The 19,860-nt window shown below is 40.4% G+C and carries 17 protein-coding genes and 2 pseudogenes; 11 read left to right on the forward strand and 8 right to left on the reverse strand.

Translation table 11 applies throughout. The features are described from left to right. Positions 1-14: 14 nt before the first annotated feature. From HLH14_RS13305 to HLH14_RS13330, 6 genes and pseudogenes are all read right to left on the reverse strand, one after another. Positions 15-926, reverse strand: coding sequence for a DUF5655 domain-containing protein (locus tag HLH14_RS13305; RefSeq protein WP_171533241.1), 912 nt, complete (start codon positions 924-926; stop codon positions 15-17). A 39-nt stretch (positions 927-965) separates the two neighbouring features. Beyond that, positions 966-2,108 (reverse strand): PD-(D/E)XK nuclease family protein, encoded by a 1,143-nt coding sequence (locus tag HLH14_RS13310; RefSeq protein ID WP_171533242.1) that lies wholly within the window; start codon positions 2,106-2,108, stop codon positions 966-968. Positions 2,109-2,169: 61 nt separating this feature from the next. Next, the gene (locus HLH14_RS13315) at positions 2,170-2,559 is read right to left on the reverse strand and encodes a restriction endonuclease subunit S (protein WP_171533248.1); all 390 of its coding nucleotides are present in this window, start codon (positions 2,557-2,559) and stop codon (positions 2,170-2,172) included. A gap of 197 nt (positions 2,560-2,756) precedes the next feature. Continuing rightward, positions 2,757-3,417: pseudogene (locus HLH14_RS13320) on the reverse strand (restriction endonuclease subunit S); the annotation flags it as partial. After that, the gene (locus HLH14_RS13325; RefSeq protein WP_328703907.1) at positions 3,417-4,940 is read right to left on the reverse strand and encodes a type I restriction-modification system subunit M; all 1,524 of its coding nucleotides are present in this window, start codon (positions 4,938-4,940) and stop codon (positions 3,417-3,419) included. The pseudogene HLH14_RS13320 and the gene HLH14_RS13325, both read right to left, overlap by 1 nt. A gap of 211 nt (positions 4,941-5,151) precedes the next feature. Next, a complete protein-coding gene (locus HLH14_RS13330) occupies positions 5,152-6,321 on the reverse strand; it encodes a replication initiation protein (protein WP_067724374.1) in 1,170 nt (389 codons plus the stop codon). 904 nt (positions 6,322-7,225) lie between these two features. Here HLH14_RS13330 and HLH14_RS13335 point away from each other — a divergent pair. Together HLH14_RS13335 and HLH14_RS13340 are read left to right on the forward strand one after the other, a co-directional pair. Then, the gene (locus HLH14_RS13335) at positions 7,226-8,011 is read left to right on the forward strand and encodes a ParA family protein (RefSeq protein WP_086194109.1); all 786 of its coding nucleotides are present in this window, start codon (positions 7,226-7,228) and stop codon (positions 8,009-8,011) included. 18 nt (positions 8,012-8,029) lie between these two features. Next, positions 8,030-8,929, forward strand: coding sequence for a ParB/RepB/Spo0J family partition protein (locus HLH14_RS13340; RefSeq protein ID WP_086194108.1), 900 nt, complete (start codon positions 8,030-8,032; stop codon positions 8,927-8,929). 665 nt (positions 8,930-9,594) lie between these two features. Here the strand turns inward: HLH14_RS13340 and HLH14_RS13345 are convergent. Continuing rightward, positions 9,595-10,282 (reverse strand): annotated as a pseudogene (locus HLH14_RS13345) (VIT1/CCC1 transporter family protein). 233 nt (positions 10,283-10,515) lie between these two features. Beyond that, a complete protein-coding gene (locus tag HLH14_RS13350; protein ID WP_086194107.1) occupies positions 10,516-11,400 on the reverse strand; it encodes a LysR family transcriptional regulator in 885 nt (294 codons plus the stop codon). A gap of 175 nt (positions 11,401-11,575) precedes the next feature. On the opposite strand from HLH14_RS13350, the gene HLH14_RS13355 reads away from it, so the two are divergent. The 9 genes from HLH14_RS13355 to HLH14_RS16165 all read left to right on the forward strand — a co-directional run bounded on the left by HLH14_RS13355 (position 11,576) and on the right by HLH14_RS16165 (position 19,761). Next, positions 11,576-13,105, forward strand: coding sequence for a CoA-acylating methylmalonate-semialdehyde dehydrogenase (locus HLH14_RS13355; protein WP_131271688.1), 1,530 nt, complete (start codon positions 11,576-11,578; stop codon positions 13,103-13,105). An 11-nt stretch (positions 13,106-13,116) separates the two neighbouring features. Further along, positions 13,117-14,007 carry a 3-hydroxyisobutyrate dehydrogenase gene (mmsB, locus tag HLH14_RS13360; protein WP_086194105.1) on the forward strand — a complete coding sequence of 297 codons (891 nt, stop codon included), beginning with the start codon at positions 13,117-13,119 and terminating at the stop codon, positions 14,005-14,007. An 85-nt stretch (positions 14,008-14,092) separates the two neighbouring features. Next, positions 14,093-15,751, forward strand: coding sequence for an AMP-binding protein (locus HLH14_RS13365; protein ID WP_131271686.1), 1,659 nt, complete (start codon positions 14,093-14,095; stop codon positions 15,749-15,751). 40 nt (positions 15,752-15,791) lie between these two features. Continuing rightward, positions 15,792-16,919: an acyl-CoA dehydrogenase family protein gene (locus HLH14_RS13370; RefSeq protein WP_086194103.1), complete on the forward strand. Its 1,128-nt coding sequence runs from the start codon at positions 15,792-15,794 to the stop codon at positions 16,917-16,919. An 18-nt stretch (positions 16,920-16,937) separates the two neighbouring features. Next, the gene (locus tag HLH14_RS13375) at positions 16,938-17,711 is read left to right on the forward strand and encodes an enoyl-CoA hydratase (protein WP_086194102.1); all 774 of its coding nucleotides are present in this window, start codon (positions 16,938-16,940) and stop codon (positions 17,709-17,711) included. A 24-nt stretch (positions 17,712-17,735) separates the two neighbouring features. Then, positions 17,736-18,797, forward strand: coding sequence for an enoyl-CoA hydratase/isomerase family protein (locus HLH14_RS13380; protein ID WP_086194101.1), 1,062 nt, complete (start codon positions 17,736-17,738; stop codon positions 18,795-18,797). A 170-nt stretch (positions 18,798-18,967) separates the two neighbouring features. After that, positions 18,968-19,363, forward strand: a complete 396-nt coding sequence (locus HLH14_RS13385) for a transposase family protein (RefSeq protein ID WP_086194100.1) — start codon at positions 18,968-18,970, stop codon at positions 19,361-19,363. Further along, positions 19,311-19,562, forward strand: a complete 252-nt coding sequence (locus tag HLH14_RS16160) for a transposase (RefSeq protein ID WP_265733411.1) — start codon at positions 19,311-19,313, stop codon at positions 19,560-19,562. Before HLH14_RS13385 ends, HLH14_RS16160 begins: the two co-directional genes overlap by 53 nt. Positions 19,563-19,596: 34 nt before the next feature. Continuing rightward, a complete protein-coding gene (locus tag HLH14_RS16165; RefSeq protein ID WP_252152432.1) occupies positions 19,597-19,761 on the forward strand; it encodes a transposase family protein in 165 nt (54 codons plus the stop codon). The last annotated feature ends 99 nt before the right edge of the window (positions 19,762-19,860 follow it).

The raw sequence follows: 19,860 nt of genomic DNA on the forward strand, positions 1-19,860 counted from the left end.
AAATCTTAAATTATTCACTTCAATGTTTGTTTAATTAAACTCAGGATATATTCTAAATTTTCTGTATCTGACACGATCACTTCACAATCACCATTGCCCCAATGACCAATATTGGTCACATCCTTAGTGAGCTGTTTTGGATCATCAAGCTGACTAAAAGGCATATTCAGCCAGATGCGGATTTGCTTTGTCCCAATACTCATATAGACATAGTTCCGTTTACCCTTACGGAAAGCAATATACATTTTCTTGGGATGAACATCTAAATCGGTGGTTAAGCCCAGAATTGAGTCCCTGAATTGCTCGTATAGCTCTTTAATGTCATCAGACTTATCAGCGAGATGATAGGCTTCATCATATTGCTGGATTTCTTTGGCAATTTTTTTAATGTCTTCAGACTCAAACTTTTGCACTTGCTTGATCGAAGGGGCTGATTTGGCTTTCTGTAATGAATTGACTGAAACAATTCCACCCTTGTAGCGTTTGATTTCCCACAGCTCAATGCCTAAGTCTTTAAAATTAGTGGACTGTTTTTGAAAGTCGGTAAAGCTGGGCGAAACAAAAATGATTCGGCTCTGGGACCAATCCACGTCCTGACGTTTAAGATGCTTACTCTGGTTCTCATTGTACTCAACAATAAAGTCCGCTTTATATTCGAGCATGAGATTCAGATAAGAAACACCTTGGTCGATTACGCTATAGTTGCGCTCTCTTTTATATTCGATAATTACGAAAGCCTGGCTTTCAGGATCGAAAGCTAAAGTATCGATACGATTATTTTTAATCGTAAACTCAGATTTAATAAATTCCAGACCCGTAAAGCTGTATAAATTATTTTCAAACAGGGTTTGAATTTCCCTTTCTAAACGAAAAGGATCTTCGGTTAGTTCTACTAATGTCTGTGCTTGAGTTTGATATAATTGCATTTATACACCTTATGAAGATCTAGATTTATTTTAGACTACTTATTTCCACTCTAGTTCAACACGATTTAGAATTTTATGATTGCGCACAATGAGTTGCGTAACTTCTTTCAACTCAAATTGCTTGAACTGCCAAGATGCCGCCCAATATTCATCTTTTTTACCTCCATACCAAGACTCATAAGTGGAATGAGTTCCTTTTTTTAATACTTGTTCAACTTTTTTAACAATGTCTGGTGTAGGGTGTTGAACATACATATGAACAGCACAACTCATTGGATGAGTTGCAACATGTAAATTCAAGACTGAATCTGACCAATCTTTCCAATTATTTCCTATAAAACGCAAAGCTGGTGTGCCATCCCAAGTATGTCTTCTCACAAAAGGCTCATATTCCTCACCTAGTGCTATTTGAAGTTCATTATTAATATGGTTAATTATTTCTTGGTAAACATTTTCTCTTAGTTCGACTAATTCTTGAATTTGTTGCATATGATCAACAACGAAGTTCAAACTTTCCATATTCGTATCCAATAATTCTATAAAGCTATCTAAATGTAATAAAAAGTCGCGTGAAAATATGCTCCATTTATTAAATGGATTATCTATAAATTTTGGTGCCAAATATGTTCTCGTTGATGAGGTTAACTCTGCAAACGAGACTCCCAGCCAATCACTTTCATCACATTTTCCGTCTGGACATAGCACAATAGGAATCAATTTAATTTCAGTAGGCGATTCTTCAGACCTCTGCTTTTGCGATATTAATTTTTTAAGCTGTTTATTGCCCCAAGACACATAATCTTTAAATGGATTATTTTGATGATGAAAGACTTTTACTTCTATAACGACCAATGCAGTATCTGTCTGAAACCATAAATCTATACGATTCCCTTTATCTGTAGTTTGCTGTGTTCTAATTTCTAATAATTGACCAAAATCAAAATCGGCATATTCATCATGTGATTTTATTGCTTGAATAAAACCATCATAGAATGCAGTCCCGAGGTGATGCTTTTCATTAGGATCTAGAAAAAAAGATAATAGCTCTGTAGTCGGATTCTCGTGATGATTTCTAAGAGCAGTATCAAATATCGTCAGTTCCCTTTCAGGCATTTTATATTTTTGAGCCTTTAATAAAATGTTTTCATACTTTTGAATGAGTTGATCTTCTAAATCCTGCATTCTTGCCCCTAACTCAAATAATAAAACTGCCAAACCCTAAATTGAATTTGGCTAAAAATATTTAAACAAACATCTGCTGCAACAAGCTTTTTTTCCAAGTTTTAGCCTGTTCAATTTGCTGAACTACAACTTCAATTTTTTGGTCAACGGCAGATAGGAAATTGGCGATTTTGGTTTGTTCTTCTAGACAAGGAAGAACTAACTTTAGCTTCCTCTGTGTCGTAATCGGCACTTGATTCCTTGTGGACTGAGACATAATGCCTGTGTACTGTTTTTTAAAGTAATCGGATGCTAAGATATTTTTTAAATATGTATTGATCAGTTTATTAGAGTTACAACGATAATAAGTGGCTGTAGTACTTAAGATAACAAATTCAAAACTTGTCTTAAGAATAGCCACGGGGCCAACCGTTGCATTATGTGCAAATAAAACATCGCCATCTTTAGCAATGCCTTTTTTAAATTTTAAAGCTCACTCTAAAGGCAACCGCTTACAAGTTGCAAAACAGACCGTTCCATTACTAAAATCTGTTGCACCAATGTATGGAATACCCAAGTCACTAAACTCTTCAGACTTGGGATATAGCTCACCATGATTACCATCCATTTGATCAATAATATAATTTTGATCAAGAAAATACTGAATTGTATTTTCCTCCCACTCCCCAAACTCACTACCATCATCCGCTTTAAAACGAAGCTTCTGACTAAACAGCTTTTGCATCATGCCTTGTTTATATTGGCTGAGCAGCTGATGTTTTTGGCTGAGTTGACTGATCTTTTCATCCACGGTGGAAAGAAAAGCAGCGATTTTGGTTTGTTCTGCTTTAGACGGTTTGTTAATTTTTAAATCTTTGAGTTGTGATGAATACAGATGAACTACGGAGTTACCCTGTGCTAATTGAGCAATATCCAACTTTTTCGCTGAACTAAGGTAATACGCCAACCACTCTCCATTTTCTTTATGACTAAGAATATTCAGATCACCACTTAAAATAACGTCCTCTTTTAGAACACATGAAGCAGTTGCAATATCAATTTGTGTTTCACCTGATGCTGGAATAAGAACATCACCAGCTTGGCTTAAGACACATTCAGATTTAGATACATGCGTTTTAGATTGAACTTTCGTGATTACTTGACCATAAGTTGTGTAGAGTTCGCCATATCGAATACATTCATTAATACCATCTTCTGAAATATCAGCTTTTGAAATACCTTTCCCTTTTCTAAAAGATACAAAATCTTTTAAGACATAAGGCGACCACTCCCCATCAAACTCTTTAAACCGTAACTTTGGTGCAGTCATTACTTCACCTCTGCAAACGGTGAAGCAATGCCTAGCTCTTTGCAGAAATTCGCAATCACGGCATCGGTTTTTTGACTGTCTTTTTCAAGCTGTTGCAGTTGTTGGGCAATCACATCTAAATCAATTTCAGCTTCTGCTTCAAAAGTATCGACATAACGCGGAATATTCAGGTTGTAATCATTGTCTTTGACTTCTTGTAAAGTTGCTACATGTGCATATTTCTCAATGTCCTGGCGGTTTTTAAATGCCGCAATAATATTGTCCAAATGCTCAGGCAACAGCTTGTTTTGATTCTTTTGCTTTTCAAACCCGTTACTGGCATCAATAAACAGAATATTGCCCGTATGCTCACGGTTTTTCTTCAACACCAAAATACAGGTCGGAATCGAGGTGCCATAGAAAATATTGGCCGGTAAACCAATAATCGTATCCACCACATTCAACTGTTCAATCAGGTACTGACGAATCACGCCCTCACTGGAACCACGGAATAACACGCCATGCGGCAACACCACCGCCATAGTGCCGTTTTCATCCAGTTGATACAGCATGTGCTGAACAAAAGCCATATCGGCTTTGGAACTTGGCGCCAGTTTGCCATAAGCCGCAAAGCGTTCATCTTGTAAAAATAACGGATCGGCTGACCAGTTGGCTGAAAATGGCGGATTGGCTACCACCGCATCAAATTTGTGCTCTAGATGCTGCGGACGGGTTAAGGTATTTTCCTGCTTGATGTCGAACTTGGCAAAATGCACATCATGCAAGATCATGTTCATCCGCGCCAAGTTGTAAGTGGTACGGTTCATTTCCTGACCGTAAATCATGTCTACATCTTTGACTTCACGTTTCACCCGCAGCAACAACGAACCTGAACCACAAGTCGGATCATAGACTGAACGTAAACGCTCTTTGCCTTGGGTCACAATCTTGGCCAGTAAAGTCGATACCGTTTGCGGGGTATAGAACTCACCGGCTTTTTTGCCGGCACCTGATGCAAACTCACCAATCAGGTATTCGTAGGCATCACCCAGTACATCGGCTTCAGTATTGCTGATGTCAAAATCAATATCATCTAAATGGCTCAGCACCTTGGCCACCAGTTCATTACGGTCACTGGCGTTGTTGCCGAGCTTGGTCGAATTCAGATCCAGATCTTCAAACAGGTTGGCAAAGTCATCGGCAGAATCGGTGCCCAAAGTACTTTGTTCAATCGATTTTAAAGTCGCAGTTAAATCATCCAGAATAAACTCGCCCTGACGACCACGCTGCGCCAGGGTATGAAACAGCTGTTTCGGGGTCAGCGCATAACCGACTTCGGCAATGGCATTCTTTTTGATTTCTTCGATATAAGGCACATGCTCAGGGTTGCTTTCATCCAGCTCAAGAAAACTGAGATCTTCCCCATCCAGCAATTCATTGGCAAAATTAACCGACTTTTCCGATAAATATTTAAAGAAAATAAACCCCAGAATGTAATCCCGAAATTCATCTGCCCCCATGGTTCCGCGTAAAGTATTGGCAATATTTCAAAGTTGTTTTTGTAGCTGTTGCAGTTGTACCTGGGTCATTCGAAGTCCATACACTTGTTGCTTAATACTGGGGGGAGTTTAGCGTGATTATTCATAGCCTCTCCCCATGTGACATAACTTGTCGTTTCAATTTCGGTGCTTAAAGAGATAAGCTCAATTGAGTTGTATCTATCACGATAAAATGTGTAGTAAGTTGCTACACCTTTTAAATAATCTCTTTGCCGAAAATCTCGTTCAAACGTTCGCGATTTCCCTGAACAAAGGCAGGATCATTTTTTAGCTTATATTTCATTTCTTTTTTGAAATCATTCATCGATACGCCGGCCACAGCAAAATCCATTTGAAACATAATATCGTTTACAATCAGGTTGGCTTGAGAATCGGTTAAACAGCCTTCAGCTTTAAACCACTTGCTGAACTGTTTATAATTCGGATCATTGGCGTGAATATACCAAGACCGAACCGTCATATCGAATTTTGCACCCAGCTCTTTCACGATGGCGTTGTCATCAAAATCCACATCCAGATAGATTTGGGTATTTTCATTGCTTTGAGGAATCACCGCCTCAATATGCCCACTGGTAATTTTAAACCGGACACCGACAATAGGCCGTCCTTTCTTAATGGTGTCATATTCCAGCTTCAGACTGGTTCTATCATTAATTTCTTCAACAATTTTATCTAACACATAACGTCTGAAATCAACCCAACGATCATATTTCTTCTCGCCAATATCAGTTAATGCTTTGATGTTTTCCAGTGACAGTTCAACTTCGTATGTGTCCTGATTGGCATACTTGAACTCATTTTTAATAAAGTAAGAATACAGACTCATACTGGTCACCGAGTCTAAAGCAAATAAATCTTTTAATTGATAGGTGGTAAAATTACCGCTTGCCAGACGGGTAAAATAAGGCAGCACTTCACTGGTAAACCGAATCTGCAAGGCATTTTTGGCATCATCTTCCCAACGCAGTTCCCGAATAATAGGCACTACAGAATGTACTTTTTTTACTTTCCGTTTGCTGTCATCTAAAGGTTCTTCAATGACAAAATGGGCAACCCGGGAGGACAGCTCTTTATAGATCCGGTCTATTGCGACATTAATGGAATTTTTTTTATCTAAACCGAGTAACTCGCCTAAATCATCTTTATGCAAATAAATATAGGTTTGCTCGGTAATTTCACGATCTTGATTATTTTTTTCACCGTAATTCGCTACCGCCATCGCATAAAGGAGCGCTTTGTACTCATTGGATGACAATTCAATCGGTCGAATCAGGCGGTTGCTGGTACTGACCACTCCATTATGGCGAATATTCCCAATACAATAAGGTAAATATTCTATTTCTTCTTTTTCGTTCAGCTTGTTCATAAGTGGAAAATAAAAGTACTTTTCTACATGTTATACACAAAAGTGGAATCCTATGCAAATTATCCACCCTTTTAACTCGACACTAAACAGAAATGAACAACAAGCAATCAAAGCAAAGGCTAAGAGTGGAAGCCATGTCACTTTGTTTTGCTATTTAAAACACTTTTTAAACTTAAGGTGGAAAATAAAACAAGTATTGCACTTTTTAGTGACAAACCTTCCACTTTTAGTATTTCTCAATCATTTTGAAAGTGCGTAGAAAGCCAAAAAATGCGCCAAACCACCCTATAAAGTGGAAAGAATAATTAAAAATGCACCTTAACAGTGACAAACCTTCCACTTTTAGCCTGCTCAGAAATGAAAACAGACAATATCCTTGATGAAATTACGAACAAACAGGTTATCCACAGGATAAAAATATTAAAATGACAAGTCTTCCACCTTTAAAGCCAAATAAACTAACTTATCAACAGATTAAGAACCTGTTTTTAAATAATTTTATAGTTTAAATTCAAGCTTTATTTAAACTCCGTGACAAGTCTTCCACCATAGTGACAAGTCTTCCACCTTTCAGTGACAGCTCTTCCACCTTTCAGTGACAAGTCTTCCACCTTTCAGTGACAAGTCTTCCACCTTTCAGTGACAAACCTTCCACTTTTCAGTGACAAACCTTCCACCTTTAAAATCATAAGATATTGATTTTTAATAGTAAAAAAGTGCTCTAATTATAATTAACTAATTATATAAATTAATACTAATTATAATTAGCTAGCTATATTTAATAAAAAAAAGAATCTGTTTGTTTTTTATTCAAGTTCAGATTATAACTTCAACGTAGCGTAAAGAAGCTGTAGCAAGTTGCTACAAAGTTCTTTATATTACAATAACTCAAACGAGGTCTATTATGACAAGTAAGTCGACTAAAATCATTGCTGTGGCAAATCATAAAGGTGGTTGCGGAAAGACGACCACTGTAGTTCATCTGGCATCAGAACTGGCAGACTTGGGCAACAAAGTCTTGGTGATTGATTTAGATCCCCAAGCAAACGCAAGTCTACATATCGGATCCAGACATCCAAGTGAAGTTGAAACAACTTCTGCTGAATTACTGGTGGGTGATTTAAGTCTGTTATCTGAAGCTTTAGAAGAAGAAACCAATTTCAAAAATGTTTCTTTAATTTATGGTTCTCTAACATTAGGTAAAACTGAAGATCAACTCAAAGATGATTCTCCAAGACCCTCTGAAGAACTGGCGACTAAATTGGAATTGTTAAAAGGATTATATGATTTCATCCTGATTGACTGTCCTCCAAGCCTAAAACTTCTCACCAGTAATGCATTGGCTGCATCGACACATGTCATGGTACCGATTGAATCAGGTTCACAATATGGCTTATATGGTGTAACTGACTTAATTAACCATTTAAGTAAAATAAGACGTGTTAATCCTGAATTAAAACTTTTAGGCGCTTTATTGATTAAACATGATGAACGTCAAAACGTGTGTAAACTGATCCGAGATGAAGCTTTAAGCCAGGTCGGTGAATTATTAAAAACCACAATTCCGATGAGTACTAAGGTTAATCAAGCCGCAATTTTGCAACAACCATTATTGAGTGTAGATAAAAACGCTAAAGTTCGTAAAGCGTTTCAAGAACTAGCGAAAGAAATTGTTAATCGTGTTGAATAAAAGCATGCTGAGAATATTATGGTAAGTACTAAAGAACTGTTGGCACAACGTTTACAGCAAAATACTCAAAAGCATCAACAAGCTCAAAAAGAGCATGTCAATGATGTGAAAGAACTGCGTCGGAATGTACAAATTACAGATATTCAGCCTAGTCCCAATCAACCACGAAAAATCTTTAATCAACAAGATATTGAAGACTTGGCAACCTCGATTGAAGAAATTGGATTACTACAACCGATTGCAGTACGACGCGTACAGGACAAATATGAGTTGATCGCTGGTGAACGACGTCTGAAAGCGCATCAGGTTCTCAATAAAAGTACCATCGAAGTGATTGTTATAGATGCATCAGATGAAGATGTAGCACTGTTAACTTTAGCGGAAAACTTAAAACGGGAAGATTTAACCGATTATGAAATCTATGTCGGTTTGAGTTCTTTGAATGAAAAATTAAAAAAGAATAAGCAAAAACTGGCAAAGTCCTTGGGCATGAACCGTGAGGATATGTATAAATATTTATCTTTTGAAAAATTACCTCAAGAACTGATTGATGATTTAGAGCAACAACCGACATTGTTGGCACGTACTGCAGCCACGGCAGTAAAAAAGTTTTTATCAGATCATGAAGAGAATTCTAACCATGCTAAAAAAGCTCTGTTAGAAGCCTGGGCGAAGTTACTGAAAAAAGAAGTTGAACAAACAAAATTGGCATTATTGGCGGAAAAAATTCTAAAGTCGAAAGAGACTAAAGAACCGATTAAAACTTCAATCGTGCATAAAATTGAATATGATGGAAAAGTCGCAGGTAATATCAAGTTTGATCACAACACCTTAAAAGTGTCATTAAAAATGAGTGAATTTGATGATCAAAACTTACAAGAACTGGAAAGTTTGCTGAAAAAAATGCTGATCAAATAAAATAAAAAAAGTGTAGCAATTTGCTACACTTTTTTTGAGCTAAAACCAGTAACTCACTTTTGTGTATAGCGTTTGATGTAAACAAAATCGAAAAATATCATCCCTATACAAAACGCTCTGGCTTTATATTTTTAGTCTACTTTGATTATTCCAATATCCCACCAAATGAACCTTATTTTTTATAAAAAACTTCTCAATAAAATAGAAAATAATAAAGATTAGAATAAATGAATTTTTTCTCATTGATGCAAATCAATCAGAAAATGATCAAAAAATGGACCGATTGTATAAGAATACACTGTCTATTTACGTCTATTTACGTCTATTTGCTTATGAGAGGTTGAGTTTGATCGTTTGTATAGGAATGTAGCTTAAAATTAAAATAATTCGTCTAAGCGCGAATAAAGCAAAATACGACTGTGTTGAATATCTGGATTATTCTTGTGATAAATCTGAATAAACAGACTTTAAAATATCTGTAAATTAAATGTTCATGACAAAAAAAGCTCACTACTTAGCAGGGAGCTTAATATTCAGTTGATGAAGAATTTTTGATGCTATCTATATTAAGTTATTTACCAATCTACTGAGCATAACTGTAAGTTTCTACCAAGTTAGGTAGTATTCGGATGGCTACCTTAGAATTTTGAAACCATCGCTAAATTTTAGGCTGCTGTAACATTAAATAATGAATCTACCCAAAGAACTGAATAACATAGCGATAATGCCCCAGATCATGACGCGAACTGAACCTCGCCATATGCAGACACCACCCACATAACTGGCTAAGACCACCATTAAGCCTAAACTTATAATGCCGACTACCATAATACCTTTATCAAGATAAGATTCTGAAAGAACGATGATTGCAATTAAAGGAAATAATGATCCTACTGAGGGTGCTGCCGCGAGTAAAGGTCGAGCCAATGTTCTATTTGAGATGCCAATTTCATCACGTGTATGGGCATCTAATGCATTATGTGCAGTGAGTTGTTTAGTGACTTTTTCAGCCAAAGCGTGTTGTAATCCACGTTGTATATAAAAATTTTTTAGCTTTTGTAGTTCAGGCTCAGGATGGCATTTTAGTTCGCGTGCTTCCATATCAAGAGCATTCTTTTCAATGTCTTGTTGTGATTTAATGGAGATATATTCATCGGCCGCCATCGATGCTGCCCCAGAGATTAATCCCGCTACACAGGTCACCAACAGAGTAGGGGGGCGAAGCTCCACTTGCTGCCATTCCCACGACTAGGCTGGTTACAGAAATAATCCTGTCATTTGCCCCCGTACAGCTGCACGGAGCCAACCTGCGCGTTCAATATAATGTTTTTCAATATGATAAGAATGACGCACAGAAAGTCTCTTTTTATTAGACAAATGATAAGAGGATAGAGACTTCTAGTGAAATAATTTTAAAGAGTTTTTACAATGATCAAGAATATAATTTATATGGTAGTTTTCATCAATGGAAAGAATAACTTCATACTACTCAATAGTCATAAGAATAGCCTAAGAAAATAATCTTATATTTGCATAAGCTATAGTTTCTATTTTAGTAATCACAATCAAAAGAGAAAATATTTTCGTTATTTGCCCATTAACAGCTCTTGCTGAACATCAGCCTGTTTACGTAAAAAATCCCATACCAACTTGATTCTTGGCTCATGTTGTAAGTCAACTAAGGTTAACATCCAAAAAGTGTGAGTAAAGCTCACCTGATCACTGAGGACTTCTTCAAGTTCGGTTTTATCATTGACCAGAAATCTCGGCAAAATGGCCAATCCGGCACCTGCACTGACGGCAATTTGCTGGGCCAGAATACTGTTACTGCGAAAACAGGCACTTACTTGCAGTGGCAAACGTTCCAGTGAATAAAGCGCAGAGCTATAGACTAGATCATCAATATAATCAACAAAACGGTGCTGGGCTAAATCCTCTACACGATTAATTTTCGGGTTTTGCAGTAAATAATTTTTACTACCATACAGCTTTAAACAGTAATTGGACAGTCGGGTAATGATATAAGGGCCGGATTTGGGGCGGTCGATGGAAATGACAATATCTGCTTCACGGTGTGACAGTTTAATTGCTTTCGGAACGGGAATTAAATCGATCGTTAATGCAGGATAGTGCTGAGAAAACTCGGCCAGTAAACGCGCTAAAAATGCAGTTCCAAAACCTTCCGGTGCACCAATCCGAACCCTGCCGTGTAAGGGGTTAAGGGGTTTATCAATTTGGATAAACGACTGTTCCATTTGTTCCACACGGGGTACCAGCGCCAAGCCTTCAGAAGTTAATTCATAGCCTGTCGCTTCGCGCTTAAAAAGTTGAATTCCTAATGTCTGCTCCAAAGCCTGAATGCGACGCGCCACGGTACTGTGTTCAACACCGATCAAGCGCGCGGCATTGGTGAGCGTTTTAGCACGAGCCAATACTAAAAAAAAGCGTAAATGATCCCAATCTACTTTCATGTTCTTTTAACGTCCTGTTAAATCCCTGTGCATATTTGCACAACCATCGTGCAGCAATTTCCATTGGTGGTCAAAGTTTTCTTTGTTAGTCTGCTGAAACAGCGTAAAAAAACGTACGTTTGATAAAGCCAGTCAGGCATAGGCAACCAACAATAACAATGATCACGGAGTGACCATGAACGCTATTCATCAACCCCATCAAAATACCGAATTAACCACGGCTAAATTGCTGATCAATGGTGAGTTTGTTGAGTCACAAACCAGCGAGTGGCACAACATTGTCAATCCTGCGACTCAGGAAGTACTCGGAAAGGTTCCATTCGCGACTCGTGAAGAAGTTAATGCTGCCATTGCTGCAGCACAGAATGCGTTTGCAAGCTGGCGCCATACCCCGATTCAGGCACGTATGCGAATTATGCTTAAGCTGCAAGACTTGATCCGGATAAATGCAAAAAGCATCGCTCAAGTCCTGACCGCTGAACAGGGAAAAACGCTTGCCGATGCTGAGGGAGATATCCAGCGCGGTTTGGAAGTTGTGGAACATGCTTGTTCAATAGGCACGCTGCAAATGGGTGAATATATTGAAGGTGTAGCACGTGGTGTGGATACCTATACGCTTCAACAACCTTTAGGGGTTTGTGCAGGCATTACCCCTTTTAACTTCCCAGCAATGATTCCACTGTGGATGTTCCCAATGGCCATCGTTTGCGGTAATACTTTTGTATTAAAGCCTTCTGAACAAGATCCCCTGTCTACCCTGATGCTGGTTGAGCTGGCAATTCAGGCGGGTATACCGGCGGGTGTGCTCAATGTGGTACATGGTGGCAAAGACGTGGTAGACATGTTGTGTACGCATTCCGATATCAAGGCAATTTCTTTCGTAGGCTCTACAGCAGTCGGAACCCATGTTTATAACTTGGCAGGGCAACACGGGAAACGTGTTCAGTCGATGATGGGTGCAAAAAATCATGTTGTCGTCATGCCTGATGCGAATAAGGAACAAACTTTAAATGCTTTAGTGGGTGCAGCTTTTGGTGCAGCAGGACAGCGTTGTATGGCCTTGTCTGTGGCAGTTCTAGTGGGTGAAACCAAACATTGGGTCGATGAATTGGTGGCTAAAACCAAAACCTTGAAGGTCAATGCCGGACATGAGCCGAATACTGATGTTGGACCAGTGATTTCAGCACGTGCCAAAGCTCGGGTGATTGATTTAATTAACAGTGGTGTTGAACAAGGCGCTGAATTGCTGCTGGACGGTCGAGACGTTCAAGTTAAGGGCTATGAGCAAGGTAACTTTGTCGGCCCAACGATTTTTAATCAGGTCACGACGGAGATGCGTATTTACAAAGAAGAAATTTTTGGTCCAGTGCTGGTGATTATTCATGTCGATACCCTAGAAGAAGCAATCGCATTAATTAATGCCAATCCATTTGGTAACGGTGTCGGTCTATTTACCCAAAGTGGAACGACAGCACGTACTTTCCAGAACAGTATTGATATTGGTCAGGTGGGAATCAATATTCCAATTCCAGTGCCAGTACCGTTCTTTAGCTTCACCGGTTCACGTGGTTCTAAACTGGGTGATTTGGGCCCGTATGGTAAACAGGCGGTACAGTTTTATACTCAAACCAAAACCATTACCAGTCGCTGGTTTGAAGAGAGTCAAGAAAGCAGCGGTGTCAATACCACGATCAGCTTACGCTAAGGAGTGCTCATATGAAGATCGCATTTATTGGCTTAGGCAACATGGGCGGGTCCATGGCACAAAACCTGCTTAAAGCTGGACAAACCGTTTTTGGCTTTGACTTGAGTGAAGCTGCTTTGCAGCACTTCGCTGAAGCGGGCGGAGTCGTGTGTGAAAGCCCACAAGCTGCAGCAAAACAGGCGGATGTGGTGATTACCATGCTGCCTGCAGCCAAGCATGTCCGTGACGTTTATCTTGGTGAGAACGGTGTCCTTGCTGTACTCAAAGCGGGAAGTTTGTGTATCGACAGCAGTACGATTGATCCACAAACCATTAAAGACATTGCCGCAGCAGGTCGTGCTAAACAGATTAGCATTTGTGATGCACCGGTTTCTGGCGGAACACTGGGTGCCAAAGATGGCACTTTGACCTTTATGGTTGGTGCCGATGAACCAACGTTTAATGCAATTCAACCCACGCTCAGCCTGATGGGTAAAAATCTGGTCCATTGTGGTGATGTCGGTACCGGGCAAGTTGCAAAAATCTGCAATAACCTGATTCTGGGTATTTCCATGACTGCGGTGGCAGAAGGCATGGCACTGGGCGTGAAGTTAGGGATTGATCCTCAAGCTTTAGCAGGAGTGATCAATAGCTCAACCGGACGTTGCTGGAGTTCAGAAATTTATAATCCATGGCCACACATTTGTGATAACGCACCAGCTTCGCGTGGCTACACAGACGGCTTTGCGGCCCAACTGATGCTTAAGGACTTGGGGCTAGCCGTTGAAGCAGCAGAACAAGTTGAGCATCCAGTGGTATTAGGTCATCTGGTGCAAAAAATGTATCAGCAGTTATGTCAGGAAGGGGATGCCCATCTGGATTTCTCTAGCATCATGCATCAATACACCACACAACCTGCTTAAGAATTAAATCATCATGATGGGGCAAGGAGACGCTCCATCAAAATACCCTGTCGGTAATAACTATAAACTCAGACTGAGGTTGAAAATGCTAAATTATCAAAAAACGGTTCAAGATTTTGATTTAAATACGGTTGCAAGTCAGTTTTTATCCGGATCAACGCAGGCGGTGAATGCCTGTTATGAGTGTTGTGACCGCCATGCCAATTCCGATGCGATCGCCTTATTTTGGTACGGTAAAGATGGTCGCAAAGAACAGTATAGCTTTCGCGAACTGAAAAAATATTCCAGTCAATTTGCCAACTTTTTAAAATCTCAGGGGATTGGCAAAGGTGACCGCGTTTCCGGATTATTACCGCGTACGCCCGAGCTGATCATTACCATTTTGGCGACCTGGCGTATCGGTGCAGTGTATCAACCTTTGTTTACCGCCTTTGGTCCCAAAGCGATTGAACATCGTATTCACCTTGCCCAGAGCAAACTGGTGGTGACCGATTTGGCAAATCGGGACAAATTATCCGAGATTAGCCATTGTCCAGCGATTGTCACGGTACATGCCGAAACCCAAGCAGAAACCTATCCGCAAGATCTCAGTTTTTGGACGGTATTGAATCGTCAAGCTGAAGCTTGTGAAATAGAAATGCTCAATATAGATGAGCCATTTTTATTGATGTTTACCTCGGGTACCACTGGACCGGCGAAACCCTTAAAAGTACCGCTAAAAGCGCTGATTGCTTTTGCGGGCTATATGCAAAATGCCGTCGGTTTAAGCCCTGAAGATGCTTTTTGGAATATTGCCGATCCGGGTTGGGCTTACGGTCTGTATTACGGTATTACCGGACCATTATTGTTAGGACATTCAACCTTGTTTTATGAAGGCGGTTTTAATGCCGAAAGTGTCTGTGAAATTGTCAAGGAATATGGCATCACCAATCTTGCCGGCGCACCTACTGCCTACCGCATGATGATGGCGGCTGATCCTGCCCAGATGGCGCAGTTGCGCGGTAAATTGCGTGTGGTCAGCAGTGCAGGAGAACCTTTAAACCCAGAAGTGATCCGCTGGTTTAAAGATGTCCTTGATGCACCTATTTATGATCATTATGGCCAAACTGAAGTCGGCATGGTGGTGTGTAATCATCATGCACTGGAACATCCGGTTCATGTAGGTTCGGCAGGTTTTGCCAGCCCCGGTTATCGAATTGCAGTCGTCGATGAACAGGGTCTGGAGTTAGCTGCAGATACTCCGGGGATTCTCGCGATTGATATCAGTCAATCCCCGATGATGTGGTTTTCTGGCTATGAAGAAAGCCGTAAATCTCCATTTCTTGGTCACTATTATTTAACCGGGGATACGGCTGAAATACATGAAGATGGCAGTATGAGTTTTGTCGGACGCAGTGATGATGTGATTACCACCTCAGGCTATCGGGTCGGTCCATTTGATGTGGAAAGTGCCTTGCTCGAGCATGATGCCGTGGTTGAGGCAGCTGTGATTGGCGTACCTGATCCAGAGCGTACTGAAGTGATTAAAGCCTTTGTGATTCTGGCGAATAATTTTAAAGCCACTTCGCAGCTTGCAGATGACCTAGGTCAGTTTGTGAAAAAACGTTTGTCTGCACATGCCTATCCTCGCCTGATTGAATTCGTGACCGAATTACCTAAAACACCAAGTGGCAAAATTCAGCGTTTCTTGCTGCGCAATCAAGAAATAAACAAACAGCAAGCTCAGGCAGCTCTACAGGCCTAACGGAAACAAATACTGAACAGATAGATGGAAGGAATAGTCGATGCAATTAACGGAAGAACAACAACTGATTCAGGATATGGCAAAAAGCTTTGCCCAGGAACAAATTAAGCCTTATGCAGGAGAGTGGGATCAAAAAGGTATCTTTCCTAAAGATGCCTTAGCTCAAATGGGGCAGTTGGGTTTTATGGGGATGCTGATTCCTGAAGAATGGGGTGGCTCGGGTACGGGTACACTGGCTTATGTACTTGCGCTAGAAGAAGTGGCGGCCGCAGATGGTGCGACCTCGGCGATTATGAGTGTGCATAATTCTGTGGGCTGTGTGCCGATTTTGAAGTTTGGTACAGAACAACAGAAACAACAATTTTTAGTGCCTTTAGCACAGGGCGAGATGATCGGGGCTTTTGCTTTGACTGAGCCTCATACCGGTTCGGATGCAGCCGCGATTAAGACTCGTGCGATCAAGGATGGCGAACACTACATCATTAATGGTTCTAAACAGTTTATTACCTCGGGGCATAATGCCGGGATGATTATTGTTTTTGCGGTGACCGATCCAAGCGCGGGTAAAAAGGGGATCAGTGCATTTTTAGTGCCACGAAATACCCCCGGTTATGAAGTGATTCGTGTTGAGGAAAAACTCGGCCTACATGCTTCAGACACCTGCCAAATTGCTCTAACCGATGTGCGGATTCATGAAAGCTTAAGATTGGGTGCAGAAGGTGAAGGCTTAAAAATTGCGCTTGCCAACCTGGAAGGTGGGCGAATTGGCATAGCTGCACAAGCGGTGGGTTTTGCCCGTGCTGCTTTAGAAGAGGCTACACGCTATGCACATGAACGGGTTGCTTTTGGCAAACCTATTTTTGAACAGCAAGCCATTGCTTTTAGGCTCGCGAGTATGGCGACTGAAATTGAAGCTGCACGACAATTGGTACATTATGCTGCACGTAAAAAAGAAGCCGGTGAAGCCTGTTTAACTGAGGCCTCAATGGCCAAGCTATTTTCTTCAGAAATGGCGGAACGCGTCTGCTCTAAAGCCTTGCAAATTTTTGGCGGCTACGGTTATCTCAAAGATTTTCCGATTGAGCGTATTTATCGTGATGCCCGCATTTGTCAAATTTATGAAGGCACCAGTGATATTCAACGCCTAGTGATCGCACGCAGTTTATAATTAAATAAGGATATTTTCATGCAGTGGCAAACCATTTTATTAGAACAACGTAACGGTGTGGGACTGATTACTTTAAACCGTCCGCAAGCTTTAAACGCACTGAACAACCAGCTGATTGTTGAAGTCAATCAAGCGCTTGACCAGCTAGAAAAAGATCCAAATATTGGCTGTATCGTATTGACTGGCTCAGAAAAAGCTTTTGCAGCCGGCGCCGATATTAAAGAAATGGCGGACTTAAACTTTCCACAAATCTATCTGGATGATTTTTTCAGCCTGGCTGATCGTATTGCCCAGCGTCGTAAGCCCTTGATTGCAGCTGTAAGCGGATATGCTTTGGGTGGCGGGTGTGAATTAGCTTTAATGTGTGACTTTATTTATTGTGCTGATAATGCAAAATTTGGTTTACCCGAAGTGACCTTGGGTGTACTCCCAGGGATTGGGGGGACACAGCGTTTAACTTTGGCTATTGGTAAAGCCAAAGCCATGGAGATGTGCCTGACCGCGCGACACATGGGTGCGCAGGAAGCTGAACAAAGTGGTTTAGTGGCACGGGTATTTGCCAAAGATGAATTACTGGAACAAACCCTGCAAGCGGCCGAAAAAATTGCGGAAAAGTCACTGACTGCTGTCATGATGATTAAAGAGTCGATTAATCGGGCATTTGAAGTTAGTCTGGCTGAAGGACTACGCTTTGAAAGACGAGTGTTCCATTCAATTTTTGCGGGTTCTGATCAGAAAGAAGGGATGCGTGCTTTTGTGGAAAAACGCCCAGCTAAATTTACCCATCAATAGGAAAATCATAATAGGAAAACAATAATGAGCGATGAAAATAATTTAGCGATTAGCGTACAAGGTGGTCTAGGCATCATTAGCCTGGATCGTACGACTCACCTGAATGCCTTGTCTATCTCCATGATTCAAGGCATTCAGGCACAGTTAGAACACTGGCGTCATGACCCGAATGTACAAGCGATCTTAATCAATTCTAACAGTCCCAAAGCCTTCTGTGCCGGAGGTGATATTCGTTATCTGTATGACAGTTATAAAGCGGGTAATACAGGACATCATGATTACTTTGCTGCTGAATACGTGATGCTCAATACCCTGCGTAAATTTGCCAAACCGGTCCTTGTTTTCCTGGATGGCTATGTATTGGGTGGCGGCTTTGGTTTGGCCCAAGCCTGTCATATTAAGGTCACTAGTGAAAAATCGCGCTTTGCCATGCCGGAAACCGCAATTGGCTTTTTCCCTGACGTAGGGGCGACACATTTTCTGTCACGACTCGATGAAATTGGTGTTTATCTTGCACTTACGGGTGAGCAAATCAGCAGCAGTGATGCGCTTTATTTAGATCTTGTTGATTATCATATACCGAGTGATAAATTTGCGGAATTACAGGCTGCATTGATCGCTGAATCTGCTTTGAATAACCCAAAAATTAGAAAAATGATTAGCGATTTTATAACTGACCCTGCAGAAAGTGAATTACAAAAACGCGCAGAGCACATTGATAAGCATTTTGCTTATCAAAAACTGGAAGACATTGAATATAGTCTCGCGCATGAAACGAATTCTAAGGATCAAACCTGGGCTGATAAAACACTGGCCATTTTGCAACAACGTCCTTTATTGGCTAAACAAACCAGTTTGAAGTTACAACAGGTAGGACAGAATTTATCACTTGAAAAATGTATGCAGCTTGAGCGCGATATACAGGATATCTGGTTAGAGCAGGGTGATTTTATCGAGGGTGTGCGGGCATTAATTATTGATAAAGACAAGAGTCCACAGTGGCAAACAGAGAATTCACAATTTGAAAAAACCTTGGAAAAGCTGTGGCCTGTGTGGAATAAGCAGCATATAGAGAATATATATTAATATTGATGCTTAGATTCCCTCCATGAACTGAGCTAATGGAGGGTTTAAATATAAAACTCAAGATTATTTATTTTCCAATACTATAGATCTCTTTCATAATTCAAAAAGTGATCTTCTTTTTGGTTGATATTTGCACTCCGGATTTCTTAGCATTCGTGCATAATCTGCGGATGAAATACATCGATTCAAACAAGCTTTCTGATCCTCAGTTCAAGCGATACACCGGCATCTCATGGTCAACCTTCTATTTAATGGTTGAGCAATTGAAGAAACATGTTCCTACTAAAGGCAGACCGCCCAAGTTAAGCCTGGAAGACCAGGTTCTGCTCTGTCTAAGCTATTGGCGGGAATACCGAACCTTATTTCACGTTGCGACGAGTTACGGGGTTTCAGAGCCGACAGCTTCAAGAGTTGTACGTCATGTTGAAGACTGCCTGATTCAGTCCAATCTTTTTAATTTACCCAAAGATTTACCCGAAGGTGAAGGCATCGACTGGAATGTTGTGATCGTGGATGCCACGGAAATTCCAATCCAAAGGCCTAAAAAAACAGAAGAAAAGCTATAGCGGCAAGAAAAAGACCCATACCTTTAAAGTACAGGCCATGATTCACTACAGGACTCAGCAAATTCTGAGTTTATGTAGCAGTCGCGGTGCTGTACATGATTTCGAGTTGTTCAAACGCAATTTAAACCAGATTCCTTTTGGGGCTTTTATCCTTGCAGATAAAGGCTATCAGGGTATTTTATGCTCTGCATCCGAATAGTCTGTTACCTTTAAAAGCCAAAAGACGTTGTAAATTGGATCCTGAACTAAAAATCTATAATCAGGAAATCAATAAAAGAAGAATAGGAATTGAGCATGTATTTGGCAGGCTGAAAACCTTCAAAATCCTTGCTGAGCGTTATCGAAATAGAGGCAAAAGACTCGGTTTGAGAATTCAATTTAATTGCTGGAATTTATAACTTGGAGCTGAGTAAAAATGATTTATGAAAGAGGCCTTATATCTCCCTGAATAAGCTCACACCTACAACCTACTATATGACCAATTGGTCTCAATAAAT

This window comes from Acinetobacter terrae (assembly GCF_013004375.1).
GTDB classification, from domain to species: Bacteria; Pseudomonadota; Gammaproteobacteria; order Pseudomonadales; family Moraxellaceae; genus Acinetobacter; species Acinetobacter terrae.